Raw genomic sequence first — 15,491 nt, forward strand, 5'->3', positions numbered from 1 at the left:
CATGGCCGCACCGCACGCGGACTACCGTGAGCGGGTGCCGAAGCGCAAGAACACGTTCTCGTCCTGGCGGAGCCGCCTCGCGCAGCGGGCCGTCCACGCGGGCTGGGCCTGGGTGCAGCGCACCGGCTCCGTCACCGCGGCGCACCCCGGGCGCTTCCGCTTCGGCGCGCTGGGCACCGGCACCCGGCTCGCCTTCCCGCTCGGCACGGTCTTCGGCGAACCCTGGATCCACGTCGGCGCCCACTGCATCATCGGCGAGCAGGTCACGCTGACCGCCGGACTCATGCCCGACCTCGACCTCGGTCCGGAGCCCATCCTGCGCATCGGCGACGGAGTCGTCCTCGGCCGCGGCAGCCACGTCATCGCGGACACCACCGTCACCATCGGCAGCGACTGCTACTTCGGCCCGTACGTCTACGTCACCTCCACCAACCACTCCTACGACGACCCGCACCAGCCCATCGGCAAGCAGTGGCCGCGGATGGACCCGGTGGAGATCGGTCCCGGCTGCTGGATCGGCACCGGCGCGGTGATCCTGCCGGGTGCGCGGATCGGGCGGAACGTGGTCGTGGCCGCCGGTGCCGTGGTCCGGGGCACGGTCCCCGACCACGCCGTGGTGGCCGGCGCCCCGGCCCGCGTCGTACGGCGCTGGACCCCCGCCGACGGCTGGCAACCGCCGCTCAGGACCCCGGCACCCGTACCGATCCCCGACGGGATCACGCCGGGGCAGCTGCGGGAGCTGTCCAAGCTGGACGACGAGGCGGTGGCCCGGCTCGCCGAGCTGGACGACCCGGGGGAAGCGGCGGGCAGGCTCGCCGAACCGGCCGCGGAGAGCTGAGCGCGAGCCGGGGCGCACGGCACCGCCACGGCGGCTCGCAGTACAGTTCGGTGGATCTTCGGGTGCGGCGGACCACCATGCGGTTGGGGTGCACCCTGTGAGGCACAGTGATGCACAAGTCCCTGGACGGAACGTGGCGGACCTCGACCTGCTGACCCATTCCCTCGCGCGCAACGTCAAGCGCTGGCGCACCGAACGCGGCTTCACCCTGGAGGCGCTGGCGGCGCGCGCCGGGGTCAGCCGCGGCATGCTCATCCAGATCGAACAGGCCCGCACCAACCCCAGCCTCGGCACCGTCGTGAAGATCGGCGACGCGCTGGGCGTCAGCATCACCACCCTGCTCGACTACGAGCAGGGCCCCACGGTCCGTGTCGTCCCCGCCGAACAGACCGTGCGCCTCTGGCACACCGACGCCGGCAGCTTCAGCCGGCTCCTCGCCGGAGCGGAGGCGCCCGGCCCGCTGGAGATGTGGGAGTGGCGGCTGATGCCGGGCGAGAGCAGCCCCTCCGACCCGCACCCCGTCGGCACGGTCGAGTTGGTGCACGTGAGGGCGGGGGAGCTGACGCTCACCGTCGACGGAGTGGCCCACCGCGTCCCGACGGGCGCGAGCGCCTCCTTCGCGTCCGACACCCCGCACACGTACGGCAACGAGGGCGACGCGCCGATGGAGATGATCATGGCGGTCTCGGTGCCGCCCGTCCGCTGAGACGGCCGTTCACGGTGCCGCCCGCCGTTGTTAGCGTGCGGTCATGCACGCACCCATCGGGAACTTCGACAGCGCCACGCCCGCCCCGGACCGCCTCGACGAACTGACCCGCCCGGTCGCCGACGCCGTACGCCACTGGAGCGGAACCGTCCCCGCCGACCAGATCCTCTACGTCGACACCGAACCGGACTGGGCCGACACCGCCACCTTCGTCGAGCACTACGGCCGTGAGCTGCTCGAACAGTCCGCCAACTGCGTCGTCGTCACCGGCAAGCGCGGGGGCGGAACGACACTGGCCGCCTGCGTCGTGCTCTCCACCACCCGCGTCGACGTCAACGGCGTCGTACGCCGTCACCTCGGGGCGCGCAAGGCCTCCTTCGCCCCGATGGACACCGCCACCGGCGAGACCGGCATGGAGTACGGCGGCATCACGCCGGTCGGCCTGCCCGGCGACTGGCCCGTGCTGGTGGACTCGGCCGTCGTCGACCTGCCGTACGTCCTGGTCGGCAGCGGACGCCGGCGCGGCAAGCTGCTGGTGCCGGGCAAGGCCTTCGCCCAGCTGCCCGGCGCGGAGGTCCTGGACGGGCTCGGCGTCGCCTGACCGTCACGCGGAGGCGTGGTGGGCGATCGCCAGATGCGGATCCGCCTCGCCCGGGGACGGCGCCGGGTCGGCGTGGACCAGGGCGGCGGTGAGCCGCGGTACGGCGTGCAGCAGGGCGTGCTCGGCCGCCACGGCGATGCGGTGGGCCTCGCGCACGGTCGCCTCGCCGTCCACCACCAGCGCGACCTCCGCGCGCAGCCGGTGCCCGATCCAGCGCAGCCGCAGCTCGCCCACCCCGCGCACGCCCGGGACCTCACCCAGCACTTGCTCGGCCCGGTCCACCAGCGCCGGGTCGACGGCGTCCATCAGCCGCCGGAACACCTCGCGCGCCGCGTCCCGCAGCACCAGGACGATCGCAACCGTGATCGCCAACCCCACGACCGGGTCGGCGAGTTGCCAGCCGAGCGCAGCGCCCCCGGCGCCCAGCAGCACGGCCAGCGAGGTGTAGCCGTCGGTGCGGGCGTGCAGCCCGTCGGCGACCAGCGCGGCGGAGCCGATCTCCCGGCCCACGCGGATCCGGTGGCGGGCCACCCACTCGTTGCCGGCGAAGCCGACCAGGGCGGCCACGGCGACCGCCGGAACGTGCGTGACCGGGCGCGGGTCGAGCAGCCGGTCCACCGCCGTCCACGCCGCGAGGACCGCGGACGCGGTGATCGTCAGGACGATCACGACGCCGGCCAGGTCCTCCGCCCGCCCGTAGCCGTACGTGAAGTGCCGGGTGGCCGCGCGCCGGCCCAGGAGGAAGGCGACGCCCAGGGGCACGGCGGTCAGCGCGTCCGCGGTGTTGTGCACCGTGTCGCCGAGCAGCGCCACCGATCCGGAGAGCACCACCACGGCCGCCTGGGCGAGCGCCGTCGCGCCCAGCACCGCCAGCGACACCCACAGCGCGCGCAGCCCGCGGGCCGAGGACTCCAGGGCGGGATCCAGCTTGTCGGCGCTCTCGTGGGAGTGGGGGGTGAGCCGGTGCGCGAGCCGGTGCCCGACGCGGCGCCGGCGGCCGGCGGGGGAGTGGTGGTCGTGGCCGGGGTGCTCGTCGTGGTGGTGATGCCGGTGCGGGTCGCTCATGGGTGCCCCTTCCGGTGCTTCGGTCTTCCGGTGTCCCGGTGACCGGCGGTGCGGTGCCGGTGCGATGGATGGACGTTCGCGGTCCACTCCGTCATTATGTGCGTATGAGCGCACGCATGCACCTGTCACCTGCGGACGATGCGCACCCGCACACCCCGGGCGAGGAGCAGTTCGCCCTCGCCGCGGAGCTTCTCGCCCTGCTCGGCGACCGCACCCGCCTGACCCTGCTGCACGCCCTGACCGGCGGCGAGGCCGACGTCACCACGCTCACCGAGGTGTGCGGGGCGGCCCGGCCCGCGGTCAGTCAGCATCTGGCCCGGCTGCGGCTCGCGGGGCTGGTCGGCACCCGCAAGGAGGGACGCCGGGTCGTGTACTCACTGCGCGACGGCCACCTGCGCCGCCTGGTCGACGAGGCGCTCAACGTGGCCGACCACCGGCTCGGCGACCGGCCGCTCCACGACTGAGCGGGGGCCGGGAGAGAACCGAGCGAGGGCCCGCGGGCCGCTACCGCAGGGCGGGCAGTTCGATCGCCGGGCAGCGGTCCATCACCATGTCCAGGCCGGCGGACCGGGTCCGCTCGTACGCCGCCTCGTCGACCACGCCGAGCTGGAACCAGACCGCCTTGGCGCCCTTGGCGACCGCCTCGTCGGCGACCGGACCGGCCAGGTCGCTGTTGACGAAGACGTCGACGACGTCCACGTCGAACGGAATGTCCGCGAGCGAGGCGTACCCCTGCTCGCCGTGCACCGGCTCCGCCTTGGGATGCACGGGCACCACACGCTTGCCGAAGCGCCGCAGCACCTCGGCCACGCCGTACGCGGCACGCTGCCGGTTGTTCGACAGGCCCACCACGGCCCAGGTGTCGCCCGACTCGGTGAGGATCTTGCGAACGGTTGCCTCGTCGCCGTACACCGGCGGCCTCCTTGCGCTCTCGGGGCGGCCCGCGGCTCGCGCCACCCGATCGGCACAACGGACGGCGCCGTGCCGGGATTCCCGCCGCGGCGGGCGCGAGGGCCCGTGCGCGCCCCTGTGCGCCGTCGAGCCATGCCGCCTACGCTCGCCTCGTGCTGCGCATCATCGACGCCCGGACCGGAGACCCCGCCCCCGCCGCCCCCACCCGCCGGGCGCCGACCCGCGTCGAGGCGCATGCGCCGGGGCGTGACGCCGGCGCCCTGCGCGTCATGCTCGTCGCGGACCTTCTGGCGCGCGCCCTGGAACTCGACGGCACCCCGGTGTGGGCCGTGCTCACCGGTGCGGAGGAGGGGGAGCGGTTGCGCAAGGACGCCGCCGCCCTCGGCATCCGGCCCTTCGAGGACGGCGACACCGCCGGCCACGGGCCGGGCACCGGACAGAGAGTCCGCGTCGTGGGCGCGAGCGGGGCCGGGGGAGCCCGGGACGTGGTCACGGTCGCCGTCGGCCCCGCGCACCCGGCCGAACCCGACCTCGCCGACCCCGACGCGGTGCGCCTCGCCCTGCTGGAACGGAGCCGTCACGCGCGCGTGGAGCTCGACGCGCCCGCGCTGGACGAGGCCCGGGACACCCTCGCCCGGTGGCGCCGGGCGGTGGCCGACTGGGCCCGGCACCCCTCGCGACCCGTCCCGGGCGAGGTGCGCGACCGGCTGCGGGCCGCCTGGGAGGACGACCTGGACGCCCCCGGAGTGCTGCGGGTGCTGCGGGAGGTGGAGACCGACCCGGACCTCCCGCACGGAGCCCGGTTCGAGATCTGCGCGTACGCCGACCGGTTCCTCGGCCTCCACCTCACCCGCGACGTCGGCACCTCGTACTGACCGCACGCCCCGACCCGGGCCGGGACGACCGGGCCGAGGGTCCGGCACGGCGAGCGCATAGGCTGGCCGGATGCAGGACGAGTACCGCACGGTCGCCCGCGCGGGTGTGCACGAAACCGAGATCAACCGCTCGCGCTTCCTGTGCTCCCTCGCCCCGGCCGCCACCGAACAGGACGCCCAGGCGTTCGTCGCGGGCGTGCGCAAGGAGCACGCGGACGCCACCCACAACTGTTGGGCCTACGTGATCGGCGCCGACGCCGCCGTCCAGAAGGCGAGCGACGACGGCGAGCCGGGCGGCACCGCCGGCGTCCCGATGCTCCAGATGCTGCTGCGCCGCGACATGCGGTACGTCGTCGCCGTCGTCACCCGCTACTACGGCGGCGTCAAACTCGGCGCGGGCGGGCTCATCCGCGCCTACGGCGGTGCGGTCGGCGAAGCCCTGGACGACCTGGGCACCCTCACCCGCCGCCGGTTCCGTCTGGCCACGGTCACCGTCGACCACCAGCGGGCCGGCAAGCTGCAGAACGACCTGCGCACGTCGGGCCGCGCGGTACGCGACGTGCGGTACGGCGAGACCGTCACCATCGAGGTCGGCCTGCCGGAGGCCGACGTGGACGCCTTCCGCTCCTGGCTCGCGGACGCCACCGCGGGATCGGCCGGGTTCGAACTGGGCGGAGAGGCGTACGGAGACGCCTAGAGGGGCGAGCGGGGGGGGGCGCCGGGGGTGACCGCGGCCTTCGCCGACCGGCCGGGCCGGCACGGCGCACGGCGGCACGGCGGCCTGCCGCACCTCCCCTGCCACGGCTGTGCGCCGGGGCGAGCCCCACAGAACCCGTCGGGCCGTGTCCGGCGGTGATCCGGCCGCCGAAGGCGCTCACCGAGGCCCGGGTCAGCGGGTGTGGTCGGCGGGATCGAGGGGCGGGAGCCAGCGCCGGTGACTGCGCTCGGTGTGCAGGAGGGTGCCCACGCGGACCGTCTCCCGGATCACGTCGGGCCAGGGACTGGTGTCGGCGATCGCCAGCAGATGCGCCCCCGGGTCCTCGGGGCGCTTGCGGATACCGGCCCGGATCAGCACGCGCAGGATCTCCTTGGGGCCTTCCCAGGACCCCGCGAGGAGTTCCTCCCACTGCCGGGGCGTGGCGCGTTCGGCCAGCCGGGACAGCGGGCGGTACCAGCGCTGGGCCAGCGACATCACCTTTCCCCTGGGCAGACGGCGCAGCGTGTCGCAGGCGGCCCCGACCAGGTCGACGGCGTCCTCGGGCGACACGTCGGCGAGCCGCTCGACGAGCCACCCGAGCACCTTGACCTCGTCCACCTCGGCGGCGCTCGCCAGGTGCGCCCGCGCGCTCGCACGCGCCGTGGCGACACGCCGGGGCGTGTCCAGGGGGTGGTGCCGGCACACCAGGCCGGTGAGACAGCGGCGGGCCACCGACCGCGTGTCCTCGTGCCGGCCGGCCCCCTCCCGCGCGTCCGTGGCGGCGGGGCGGGCGAAGTCGCGCAGGACGACCTCCAGTCGCCGCCACTCGGCCGTGTCCAGTGACCCGCTCGGACTGTGGTCGATGACGGTCGCGACCAGGAACAACGCCGCCCTGACGTGATGCGGATGGCCACCCCGGGCGAGGATCTCCTCGAGACGCGCCGCGCCCGGGGCGGGCAGGACGCCCCGGACGACGAGTCTGGCCCGCAGATGGAGGGAGCTCTTGGCGTTCGCCGAGCCGTAGTCGCCGGTCCAGGTGAGATCGCACAGCCGCTCCAGCGTGCGGGCGTGCCGGAGCAGCGCGGCGGTCAGCCGCCGGTCCTCGTCCACCCCGGCGCGCCGCAGGGCCTCGTTCAGCCAGCCGGGGTCCAGCCGCGGGTCGAGGGTGCCTCCCGCGAGCAACTCGTCGAGCAGTTCGGGGTGCTCGGGCACCAGCCGCTGCAGATTGATCCCGATCTTCTGGTCCTCCTGCGTCACCCCCTGGTTCCGGGTGTGGCCCGTGACCTGCCCCTTCACCGCACGGTCGGCGCGCCACAGCCGCAGGGCCCGCCGGGCGTGCGGATGTCCGGCCGCGACGGCGGCCACCAGCAGGTGGACGGCGCTCTGTTCGGAGAGCCAGATCCGGCGGAGCCGCGCCTCGTCCCGTTCGTCGTCCGGCGGCTCGGCGCGTCCACGGCCCGGACCGGCGTCGTCGTGCGGCCAGGCCTCGTCCACCAGCCGGGCCGTGGTGGCCACGTCGAGGCCGCGGCTCCAGGTGTGCTCCGCCAGCAGGTGGGCGAAGTCGGCGGGGCCCGGATGCTCCAGTGCGCGCAGACTGCGGGCCAGCCAGGCGCGGACCGTGCCGGTGGCCACGGGTTCGGCTCCGGGGGTCCGGCTCGACGGCGTGTCACCGCCGATCGTGTCGACGCTGCCCGACGTGGCGGTGAGGAGGGGCAGCAGCAGTTGATCGGTGAGCAGGGTCATCGCCGCGGGGCCCGCGCAGCGCGCCACGGTGTCGAGCAGATGGCGCACCTCGTCCGACGACGCCCGGACCGCCATCTCGCCGACGGCCCGTACCTGCGGGTACGACATCGGCTCCGCCGGACGCCGGACCGCCGCCGTCAGGACGGCCTCCAGCGAGGGCTGCTCCTCGCGGGTCGCCCAGGCGGCGGCCATCAACCGGCCGAGCGCGACCTGGAGTTCGAAGCCCTCCTTGTTCCGGGGGCGTTCCCGGCCCCAGCGGTGCCGGACGACCGGCCGGACCGTCGGGTAGGGGCGCTCCGGCCAGTCCTGCCGCCGGGCCGCGAGCCGCAGACAGCGGGCCATCGGGACCAGGTCGCTGTGCGGGTCCGTCATCAGCGTGCGCAGCCGGGGCCACACCCAGTCGGGCCGCTTGGGCGCCAACGCCTCCAGCACGGCGAGGAACTTGAAGACCTCGGACTTCTCCCGGGTCAGCAACCAGGCCCACAGACACGCGCGGGGCGCACACTCGGTGCCGCGGCAGCCGCCCTCGCGTCCCGGGGACGGGCAGGCCCTGTCGATGACGTCGATCACGCTCTCGGGCAGCGTCTCCGCCAGCCAGCTCAGGGCGACGATCAGGGGTTGTCTCAGTTCCTCGTGTCCGCCCCGCCAGATGCCGAGCAGTTCCTCGACGATCCGGGCCTGGTCCTGGTGGCAGACCGTCGGCAGGGCCTCCAGATAGACCCGGCCCAGGATCGGCGGCAGTGCGGCCACGGCGGGACCGAAGTGCCGGCGCAGTCCTGGATCGGGTGCGGGCAGCCGTGCGTAGACGCGCACCTGCATGGCCCGCAGGCCGTGCAGTTCGGGCGAGCCCTGACCGGTCTCGGCGAGGAGAGCGGTCAGCAGCGCGGTGCCCGCCTCGGCCGCCCGGCCGCCGGCCCGGCCGGCCTGGACGAGGGCCTGCTCGGCGACGGCCAGCCGGAACTGGTCGTCGGGGTGCTCCTTCAACCAGTCGAGCAGCAGCCCCAGGTGGGAGGGCCTACCAGGAGAGGCCGTCCGGGCGAGCCGGCGTCCGGCGGCGTACTCGAACAGGGTCTGGTGGAAGTAGGAGTACCGCTCGGTGGCGTTCACGCCCTGGCGTTCGACCACCCCGCGGGCCACCAGCCCCTGGAGGCCGTCGACCGGGCCGGGGCTCCCTGAGCCGCCCGGGCGGTGCGCCCCCACCTCCGCGGCCGTCAGGTCCAGCCGGCCCTCCTCCAGCATCAGCCGGGCCACCTCCTCACCGGCGTCGGAGAGGTCGGGTGGCGGCGTCGCGCCGGGCGCGGCGGTGTCTCCGGCCCGCTGGTCGCGGCCGACACGGTGCTGCCAGTAGAGGTCGTAGAGCGTGGTGGCGTCGATCTCCTCCACCAGTGGCACCTTGGGCGCGAACGTCTCGAACAGCATGCGCAGGGTGAGCGGGGCCCGGCACACCTCCCGCATCGGCAGGCCCCGCACCGCCGCGTGGGAGACCGTACGGCAGACCTCGTCCACGGAGACCTCGGCCAGGCCCTCGTAGAAGTACCGGGCGTGGGAGCGGATGGCCGCCTCCTGCTCGCGCGGGCTGTACGGGCCGAGCATCTTCCCTTCGAGGGCGAAGTCGCCGACGTACGGCCGCAGGGCGCGGGCCTCCTCACGGCGACACGTCATCAGAACCGGCACGGAGTGCTCGGCGGCGACGGTGAGCAGTTCGTGCAGCAGGACGAGCCCCGAGGTGTCGGAGACCAGCAGGTCGGCGGTGTCGAGCAGGAAGACCGCCGGGCCGGGCAGAGCCCCGCAGGCCTCGCGTACGGTCTCCAGGGTGAGTCCGGCGCCGGGCGAGGGGTTCCACAGGTCGCCGGAGCGCAGGAAGTACGGCGTCGGTCCGCCGGGGTCCCGGGACAGCTCGCCGTGGAGCCGCCACAACAGAGTGGTCTTGCCGGTGCCGGGCTCACCGGTCACACACACCGAACGGCCCTCGCCCAGCAGCCCCAGCAGCGACCGCTCCAGATCCCTGGGAACGGCCAGCGCGGCCAGGTCCAGGGGCTGGGCCCCGGCACCGGAAGCGCCCTGGTGTCCGGCGGCGACGACGGCGGTACGGCTGTAGCTCTCGAGGCGCAGGAGCGCGGTGGGCGGGGCCGTGGGGGAGGCCGGCGCGGTGGGGAGCGCGGTGGGCGGGGCCGGCGCCGGGGGGTGCGGGACGGGCTGCGGGGGCCGTTCGGGTCGCGGTTCGCGTGCGGCGGGGGAGGCCGGTGGCGGCGCCTCGACCGGGAGCCCGGCGGGGCTCGGACCGTCCTCGTGCCGCCGGAGCAGTTCACCACCGGCGTGGGCGGCGAGCCGGAAGTACCACCAGCGTCCGGCGTCCCCCAGATTTTCGTACGTGCTGAAGCGCAGTCCCGTGGCGACGAGGGAGAGCAGGAACTGGGCGTTCCACACGTCGTACAGGCCACCTTCGGCGGCCTGCGCGCAGACTTCGCGCACCGCCCGCACCAGGCGGCTCGTCGCGGGCGGGATCCGCTCGGAGAGATCCTCGTGCGGGCGCACGAGATACCGGAGCAGGGTGTCGTCGCCCCTGGCGGCCTCCGCCGGGACCTCCGGGGCCAGGGCGGACAGGAGCAGCGTCGCGACGTCACGGGAGAGCGGGGCGTCCTCCGCGAAGGTCGCCAGGTCGATGAGCCGGAAGTCCTCGTACCGGGGACGGCCCTCCCGGTGCGGCAGCATGATGTTGTGCGGGTGGAGGTCGCCGTGGGCCCGTCCGCGCGCGAGGTAGAGGGCGGGGTCGGGCAGCCGGGGATGTCCGGCGGCCAGGGCGAGGGGGTTCGGCAGGTCCCGGCCGTCGATCCGGAGGCGGGCCGTGTCCGGCTCCAGGCCCTCGATCCGTGCGCCGTACAGCAGCACCGAGCCGCCGCGCGCGACGAGCGCGCCCAGTTCGCCGCGCAGGAGTGCCGAGAGGTTCGTTGGCGTGGTCTGCCGGACCTGGAGTCCGTCGTTCCAGCCGGTCAGCAGCCACCGGGTCACATAGGCGACGGCGTCCGGCAGTTCACGGCCGCTCAGGGACGCCAGCGTGTCCACGTCGTACAGGCTGTCGCCGGCCGGGGACTGGAACGTCAGCATGCGCCCGTCGCCCACCGGCCACGTCCACCGCAGCGGGACGACGCGGTCCGGTGCCGTGAGCCGGGCGCGCGCGTGGGCGTGCCCCTCCCCGGCCTGGTCGGCGGTGGACACCTTGACCACCACGGCACCGGGGCGCGGGGTGACCAGCACCGCCGTCAGCAGGGCCCCGCTGGCGCTCGTTCCGGACGGGCGCCAGGGCGGCACGAGCGGCCGGACGGTACCGCCGTGCGCTCCGTTGCGGGCCCATTGGACCAGGGCGTCGGAGACCGCCTTCTCGTCGAACAGTTCTCCCAGGTCCCGCAGATCCTTCGATGCGTGCGGGTCTTCGAGGTCGTCCTCGTACTCCACCGGGTCTTCCCCCGTCCAGGGACCGCCCCCGCCCGTCGCCGCGCTCCGCATCGATCGGCTTCGCGGGTGTCCGGACGTCGCGTCCACGTGAGCAGACGCCGACGGTACCTCACCCCGCGGGAGCGCCGGTACGGAAACCACGAGGTCGCCCCGGCCCGCCCGCGGCGCCGAACCGGGCCCGGTCTCAGCCCGGTTGGGGTGCGATCCGGGCGACGACGGACTGCAGGTCGCGCATCGCGGCCTGGAAATCGGCACGGTCCGCGCTCTTGAAGCGGCGGAAGAACCAGCCGGGCACCCGGGTGTGCCGCTGGCGGGACTGGAAGATCACGTCCTGGACCTGCCGGGCGAAGACCAGCAGGGCGCCCGGGTCACCCCCGGCGGCGACCCTGGCCTCCAGCAACTCCAGCACGCGCTCCCGGTCCTTGATCACCTCCCACTGCGTACGGCACACCTCCACGCCCATCATCACCGCGCCGAGGGAGGGCACGTACCACAGCAGCAGCAGGTCGAGCACGCTCATACCGGTCGAGAGACCGACGACGAGCCCCAGTCCCAGCCATGCCAGCAGGGAGGCGAGCACGGTGCGGGCATAGCGGCGGCGGACCCGGGCGCCCCATCCGAGGTTCTGCTGCTGGCAGGCCAGCACGTCGTAGGGGTGCGGCAGTTCGGGAATCTCGTAGTAGTCGCGCAGCTCGGCCTCGTCGCCCGTGAAACGCCGGCCGAGACTGCTGATCAACTGCGGGGAGGGCGGGGATCCCGCCATCGCGCCGTTCCACTCCAGCCGGAACAGCCGTACGTCGAACGACTCCTGCAGCAGCGCCGCGCGGCGCGCCTCGCTGCTCTCCCACGAGGTGAGGCCCACCGAATGCGCCACGGCCCAGACTCCGCCCAGCACGGTCACCGCCACCGTGAGCCCGGGAAGGAAGACGGTGAGGAGTCCGGCGGCCGCGAGCAGCACCGACACCCCCATACGGGCGTTGGCGAGCCGCTGGGCCCGCCGATGGGACACCGTCATCGCGCGCAACCGCTGCCGGGCCGCCTCCCCGTTCTGTTCCGACAGGATGCGGGAGCCCGCGACCGGCTCGCTGCCCATGACGTCCCCCTCGTCCTCGGCACCCACTCCCCTCCACTGTGCCCGCGGGTCCGCCCGGTGTACACACGGCGTCGGACGTGACCCGGCCGCCAGCCGTCGGTCCGGCGGGCGGCTTCGCCCCGTGGGCGGGGGAGCCGGGCCCGCCGGCCGTCCTTCGTGTCACCCGCGCGTGCCCCGCGGGGCAACCGGGACCAGTCGGTATCCGCCGTCCTCGCGCCGCACGTGTCCGGCGGTCGGTGCCGGGAAGTGGCTCCCCAGCAGGAGCGTCGACGTACCGGCCAGCGAGTCGAGCACCTGGTTCCGGGTCCTGGCCGCGAGCCCGGGAGCGACGTCCACACAGCTGCAGAGCTCCGGATGCGCCATCTGGACCGGGTGGTGGATGCTGTCGCCGGTGATCAGCGCGCTCTCGCCGAGGCTGCTCAGGGCCACCGCCACCTGCCCCGGCGTGTGGCCGGGGGTGGGCAGCAGACGGACGCCCGGCGCGACGTCCGTCCCCTCGTCCGCGACGTCGACGAGGTCGAGCAGACCCGCCTCCCGCACGGGGTGCACCGAGTCCCGGAACATCTGCCGACGCGCCTCCTCCATGTCCACGCCCGCCCAGTGGTCCCACTCGGTGCGTGAGGTGAGGTAGCGCGCGTTCGGGAAGGTGGGCACCCAGGCGTCGCCGTCGGCACGCGTGTTCCACCCCACGTGGTCGGCGTGGAGGTGGGTCAGAATCACCAGGTCGACACTCTCCGGCGCGAAGCCCGCCGCCCGCAGCCGTGCTTCGTAGTCGCTGTTCAGGTCGTGCCAGGCCGGGTTGGCGCGCCGCTTCCCGTTTCCGATGCCGGTGTCCACCAGTACGCGCATGCCGTCCGCCTCGACGGCGAAGCTGTGACTCGCCAGGCGCAGGACGCCTTGTCCGTCGGCGAACTCGGGGCTCAGCCAGGGGGACCGGGCCACGAGCCCGGGGGTCGCCCCGGGCAGCAGCCACGGACCGGTCCCGGCGGGCAGGAGCACCTCGTCGACGCGTCGCACGGTGTGGTCGCCCACCGCCCACGAAGGGGCGGGGGGAGTGGGGGGCTCGGTCGTCTGCGATGAGGTGAACACGGCGATTTCCCTTGTCTGTGTGGGTCTCGGGGAGAACCGCTTCCGCGCACTAAAGCGATTCGTTTGCTTTAAGTCACCGTAAGTCCTACGGTTCTGCTAAAGCAAACGATTCGCTTTTACTGCACGGAAGGAAGCCATGACCAGCGAACTCACCCCCCAAGAGGCAGCCCGAGGGGCGCTGCGGGCGGGGCTGCCCCTAGCGGACGGCCGGCACGAGGAAGTGGCCGCGACCGCCAACCACATCCACTCCGTGATCAGCACGCTGCGCGAGCTCGACTTCGGCGAGACCTGCCCCGCGTCCTCCTTCCGAGCCGGAGAGAAGGACACCGATGCAACCGTTTGAGCTGTCGCTGACCGAGGCCGCCCGTGCGGTGCGCACCCGGGAGCTGTCCCCCGTCGAACTCACCGAATCGGTGCTCGCCCGTGTCGCCGCCGTCGAAGGACGGCTGGGCGCCTACGTCACCGTCGCCGCCGACACGGCCCTGGTCGCAGCGGTCCGCGCCGAGCGCGAGATCTCCGAAAGCGGACCGCGCGGGCCGCTGCACGGGATCCCCATGGCGCTCAAGGACCTGATCGACGCGGAGGGGCTGCCCACCACCGCGAGCTCGCACGTGCGGGCCGGGCACGTGGCGGAACACGACAGCGGGGTGGCCGAACGGCTCCGCGCCGCCGGGGCCGTGCTCCTGGGCAAGACACACACGCACGAGTTCGCCTACGGCCTGATCACACCGCAGACGAACAACGCCTGGGACCACGGCCGGGTCGCGGGCGGGTCGAGCGGTGGCTCGGCCGTGGCCGTCGCCGCCGGCGGGGCGACGTTCGCCATGGGCACGGACACGGGCGGCTCCGTCCGGGTCCCCGCGGCCCTGAACGGTGTGGTGGGCCTCAAGCCGACCTACGGCCTGGTCCCCCGCACGGGCGTGACCTCGCTGTCCTGGTCCCTGGACCATGTGGGCCCCCTCACCCGCACCGTCCGGGACGCCGAGCTGGTGCTGTCGGCGACCGCCGGCCACGACCCGCGCGACCCGGCGAGCGTGCCCGGCCCCGCGCCGGACCGCTTCCCGGAAGGCGACCTGCGAGGACTGAGGGTCGGCGTCCCGCGGAACTACTACTTCGACCGGGTCGTGCCCGAGGTCGAGGAATCCCTACGCGGCGCGATCGAGCGGCTGGCGGAGCTGGGGGCGGAGCTCGTCGACGTCGAGATCCCGATGGCGCGCCACATCCAGGCCGTGCAGTGGGGGCTGATGGTCCCCGAGGCCACCGCCTACCACGAGCGTTCGTTGCGGGCCACGCCCGACCTCTACGCGGCGGACGTCCGCGTCCTGCTGGAGGCCGGCGCACTCACCTCGGCGGGCGACTACCTCCGCGCCCAGCGGGCCCGCACCATGATGCGAGAGGCCTGGGCCCGCATGCTCGACGGAGTCGACGTCCTCGCCGCGCCGACGGTACCGATGACCGCCGCCGAGGCGGGGCGGGAAACCGTCGAGTGGGCCGACGGCACGACCGAGTCCGTGTCGGACGCCTACGTGCGCCTCTGTGCCCCCGCCAACATCACCGGCGTCCCGGCCCTCACCCTGCCGGTCGGTCACGACCGCGCCGGACTGCCGATCGGCATGCAGCTGATGGCGCGCCCCTTTTGCGACGCCGCCGTGCTCCGGGTGGGCCGGGCCTACGAGGAGTCGGTGACCGGCGTGGGGCGGCTCGCTCCCCTCGCGGCCTGACGGGAGGCGGACCCCCGGCCGTCGGCCACCGCCTAGAAGCGACTCATTCGCATTAAGGTGGTGCGCATGAGTCCCAGGCCCATGGTCCGTCCCGGCGGGCGCAGCGCACGCGTGCAGAAGTCCGTCCACGCGGCGGTGCGCGAACTCGTGGGGGAGGTGGGCCGCGACGCGCTCACCGTCCCGATGGTGGCCGCTCGGGCGGGCGTGACCCCGTCCACGATCTACCGTCGCTGGGGCGACCTGCAGGAACTCCTGTCCGACGTGGCCGTCGAACGACTGCGCCCGGAAACGGAGCCGGCCGACCTCGGAAGCCTGCGGGCGGACCTCGACGCGTGGGCGGAACAGTTCCTCGACGAGATGGCCTCGCCGCCCGGGCGCGCCTACATCCGGGACGCCCTGCTCGGCGACCCGGACGGCACCCATGCCGGTCAGTGTTCGGCGTACGCCGCGGAGCAGATCGACACCGTGCTGGCCCGTGCGGTACGACGCGGTGAGCCGGTGCCCGAGACGGAACTGCTGATCGACCGCGTCGTGGCGCCGATCATGTACCGCATCCTCTTCCGCCCCGGCCGGCTGGACGCCGCGTACGCGCGCGAACTCGTGACCAATGCGGTCAGTGGTGAACCGGGTACCGGCAGGCGCTAGCGTGGTGGGCGCCTGCCCGGGTCCCCCGAGCCGGCCTGGGCGGGCTCTTCGGG

14 protein-coding genes are annotated in these 15,491 nt (G+C 74.2%); 9 read left to right on the forward strand and 5 right to left on the reverse strand.

The features are described from left to right. Positions 1-34: 34 nt before the first annotated feature. From D1J63_RS31230 to D1J63_RS31240, 3 genes are all read left to right on the forward strand, one after another. Positions 35-838, forward strand: coding sequence for an acyltransferase (locus D1J63_RS31230; RefSeq protein WP_125633448.1), 804 nt, complete (start codon positions 35-37; stop codon positions 836-838). A 133-nt stretch (positions 839-971) separates the two neighbouring features. Continuing rightward, the gene (locus D1J63_RS31235; protein ID WP_125633450.1) at positions 972-1,544 is read left to right on the forward strand and encodes an XRE family transcriptional regulator; all 573 of its coding nucleotides are present in this window, start codon (positions 972-974) and stop codon (positions 1,542-1,544) included. 43 nt (positions 1,545-1,587) lie between these two features. Next, the gene (locus D1J63_RS31240; protein ID WP_125633452.1) at positions 1,588-2,145 is read left to right on the forward strand and encodes a YbaK/EbsC family protein; all 558 of its coding nucleotides are present in this window, start codon (positions 1,588-1,590) and stop codon (positions 2,143-2,145) included. 3 nt (positions 2,146-2,148) lie between these two features. On the opposite strand, the gene D1J63_RS31245 is transcribed toward D1J63_RS31240, so the two are convergent. After that, on the reverse strand, positions 2,149-3,210 hold the full coding sequence (locus D1J63_RS31245; protein WP_125633454.1) for a cation diffusion facilitator family transporter: 1,062 nt from the start codon (positions 3,208-3,210) through the stop codon (positions 2,149-2,151). A 104-nt stretch (positions 3,211-3,314) separates the two neighbouring features. Between D1J63_RS31245 and D1J63_RS31250 the strand changes: the two genes are divergently transcribed. Then, positions 3,315-3,674: a metalloregulator ArsR/SmtB family transcription factor gene (locus D1J63_RS31250; protein WP_164713055.1), complete on the forward strand. Its 360-nt coding sequence runs from the start codon at positions 3,315-3,317 to the stop codon at positions 3,672-3,674. Between the two features lie 40 nt (positions 3,675-3,714). On the opposite strand, the gene D1J63_RS31255 is transcribed toward D1J63_RS31250, so the two are convergent. Beyond that, positions 3,715-4,122: a CoA-binding protein gene (locus D1J63_RS31255; RefSeq protein ID WP_125633456.1), complete on the reverse strand. Its 408-nt coding sequence runs from the start codon at positions 4,120-4,122 to the stop codon at positions 3,715-3,717. 152 nt (positions 4,123-4,274) lie between these two features. On the opposite strand from D1J63_RS31255, the gene D1J63_RS31260 reads away from it, so the two are divergent. Together D1J63_RS31260 and D1J63_RS31265 are read left to right on the forward strand one after the other, a co-directional pair. Further along, entirely contained in the window at positions 4,275-4,997 is a 723-nt protein-coding gene (locus D1J63_RS31260) for a hypothetical protein (RefSeq protein ID WP_164713056.1), read from the forward strand. A 70-nt stretch (positions 4,998-5,067) separates the two neighbouring features. Beyond that, on the forward strand, positions 5,068-5,694 hold the full coding sequence (locus D1J63_RS31265) for a YigZ family protein (RefSeq protein WP_125633458.1): 627 nt from the start codon (positions 5,068-5,070) through the stop codon (positions 5,692-5,694). A gap of 192 nt (positions 5,695-5,886) precedes the next feature. Here the strand turns inward: D1J63_RS31265 and D1J63_RS31270 are convergent, their stop codons facing one another. The 3 genes from D1J63_RS31270 to D1J63_RS31280 form a co-directional block, all read right to left on the reverse strand. Next, complete coding sequence (locus D1J63_RS31270) at positions 5,887-10,890, reverse strand: ATP-binding protein (RefSeq protein ID WP_125633460.1); 5,004 nt, start codon at positions 10,888-10,890, stop codon at positions 5,887-5,889. Positions 10,891-11,074: 184 nt separating this feature from the next. After that, positions 11,075-12,010 carry an S-4TM family putative pore-forming effector gene (locus tag D1J63_RS31275; RefSeq protein ID WP_125633462.1) on the reverse strand — a complete coding sequence of 312 codons (936 nt, stop codon included), beginning with the start codon at positions 12,008-12,010 and terminating at the stop codon, positions 11,075-11,077. 132 nt (positions 12,011-12,142) lie between these two features. Continuing rightward, on the reverse strand, positions 12,143-13,072 hold the full coding sequence (locus D1J63_RS31280) for an MBL fold metallo-hydrolase (RefSeq protein ID WP_241235625.1): 930 nt from the start codon (positions 13,070-13,072) through the stop codon (positions 12,143-12,145). A 136-nt stretch (positions 13,073-13,208) separates the two neighbouring features. On the opposite strand from D1J63_RS31280, the gene D1J63_RS31285 reads away from it, so the two are divergent. From D1J63_RS31285 to D1J63_RS31295, 3 genes are all read left to right on the forward strand, one after another. Continuing rightward, the gene (locus D1J63_RS31285) at positions 13,209-13,415 is read left to right on the forward strand and encodes a hypothetical protein (RefSeq protein ID WP_125633464.1); all 207 of its coding nucleotides are present in this window, start codon (positions 13,209-13,211) and stop codon (positions 13,413-13,415) included. Further along, positions 13,402-14,793: an amidase gene (locus tag D1J63_RS31290; RefSeq protein ID WP_125633466.1), complete on the forward strand. Its 1,392-nt coding sequence runs from the start codon at positions 13,402-13,404 to the stop codon at positions 14,791-14,793. Before D1J63_RS31285 ends, D1J63_RS31290 begins: the two co-directional genes overlap by 14 nt. 66 nt (positions 14,794-14,859) lie before the next feature. After that, complete coding sequence (locus D1J63_RS31295) at positions 14,860-15,438, forward strand: TetR/AcrR family transcriptional regulator (RefSeq protein ID WP_125633468.1); 579 nt, start codon at positions 14,860-14,862, stop codon at positions 15,436-15,438. Positions 15,439-15,491: the final 53 nt, after the last annotated feature.

Origin of the sequence: Streptomyces sp. KPB2, from assembly GCF_003950055.1 — a bacterium.
GTDB lineage: Bacteria > Actinomycetota > Actinomycetes > Streptomycetales > Streptomycetaceae > Streptomyces > Streptomyces salinarius.

Excerpts from the sequence above, each read along its gene's own strand:
- D1J63_RS31290 (WP_125633466.1), top strand. The coding sequence starts at position 13,402 with ATGCAACCGTTTGAGCTGTCGCTGACCGAGGCCGCCCGTGCGGTGCGC.
- D1J63_RS31295 (WP_125633468.1), top strand. The coding sequence starts at position 14,860 with ATGAGTCCCAGGCCCATGGTCCGTCCCGGCGGGCGCAGCGCACGCGTG.
- D1J63_RS31240 (WP_125633452.1), top strand. The coding sequence starts at position 1,588 with ATGCACGCACCCATCGGGAACTTCGACAGCGCCACGCCCGCCCCGGAC.
- D1J63_RS31250 (WP_164713055.1), top strand. The coding sequence starts at position 3,315 with ATGAGCGCACGCATGCACCTGTCACCTGCGGACGATGCGCACCCGCAC.
- D1J63_RS31285 (WP_125633464.1), top strand. The coding sequence starts at position 13,209 with ATGACCAGCGAACTCACCCCCCAAGAGGCAGCCCGAGGGGCGCTGCGG.
- D1J63_RS31265 (WP_125633458.1), top strand. The coding sequence starts at position 5,068 with ATGCAGGACGAGTACCGCACGGTCGCCCGCGCGGGTGTGCACGAAACC.
- D1J63_RS31245 (WP_125633454.1), bottom strand. The coding sequence starts at position 3,210 with ATGAGCGACCCGCACCGGCATCACCACCACGACGAGCACCCCGGCCAC.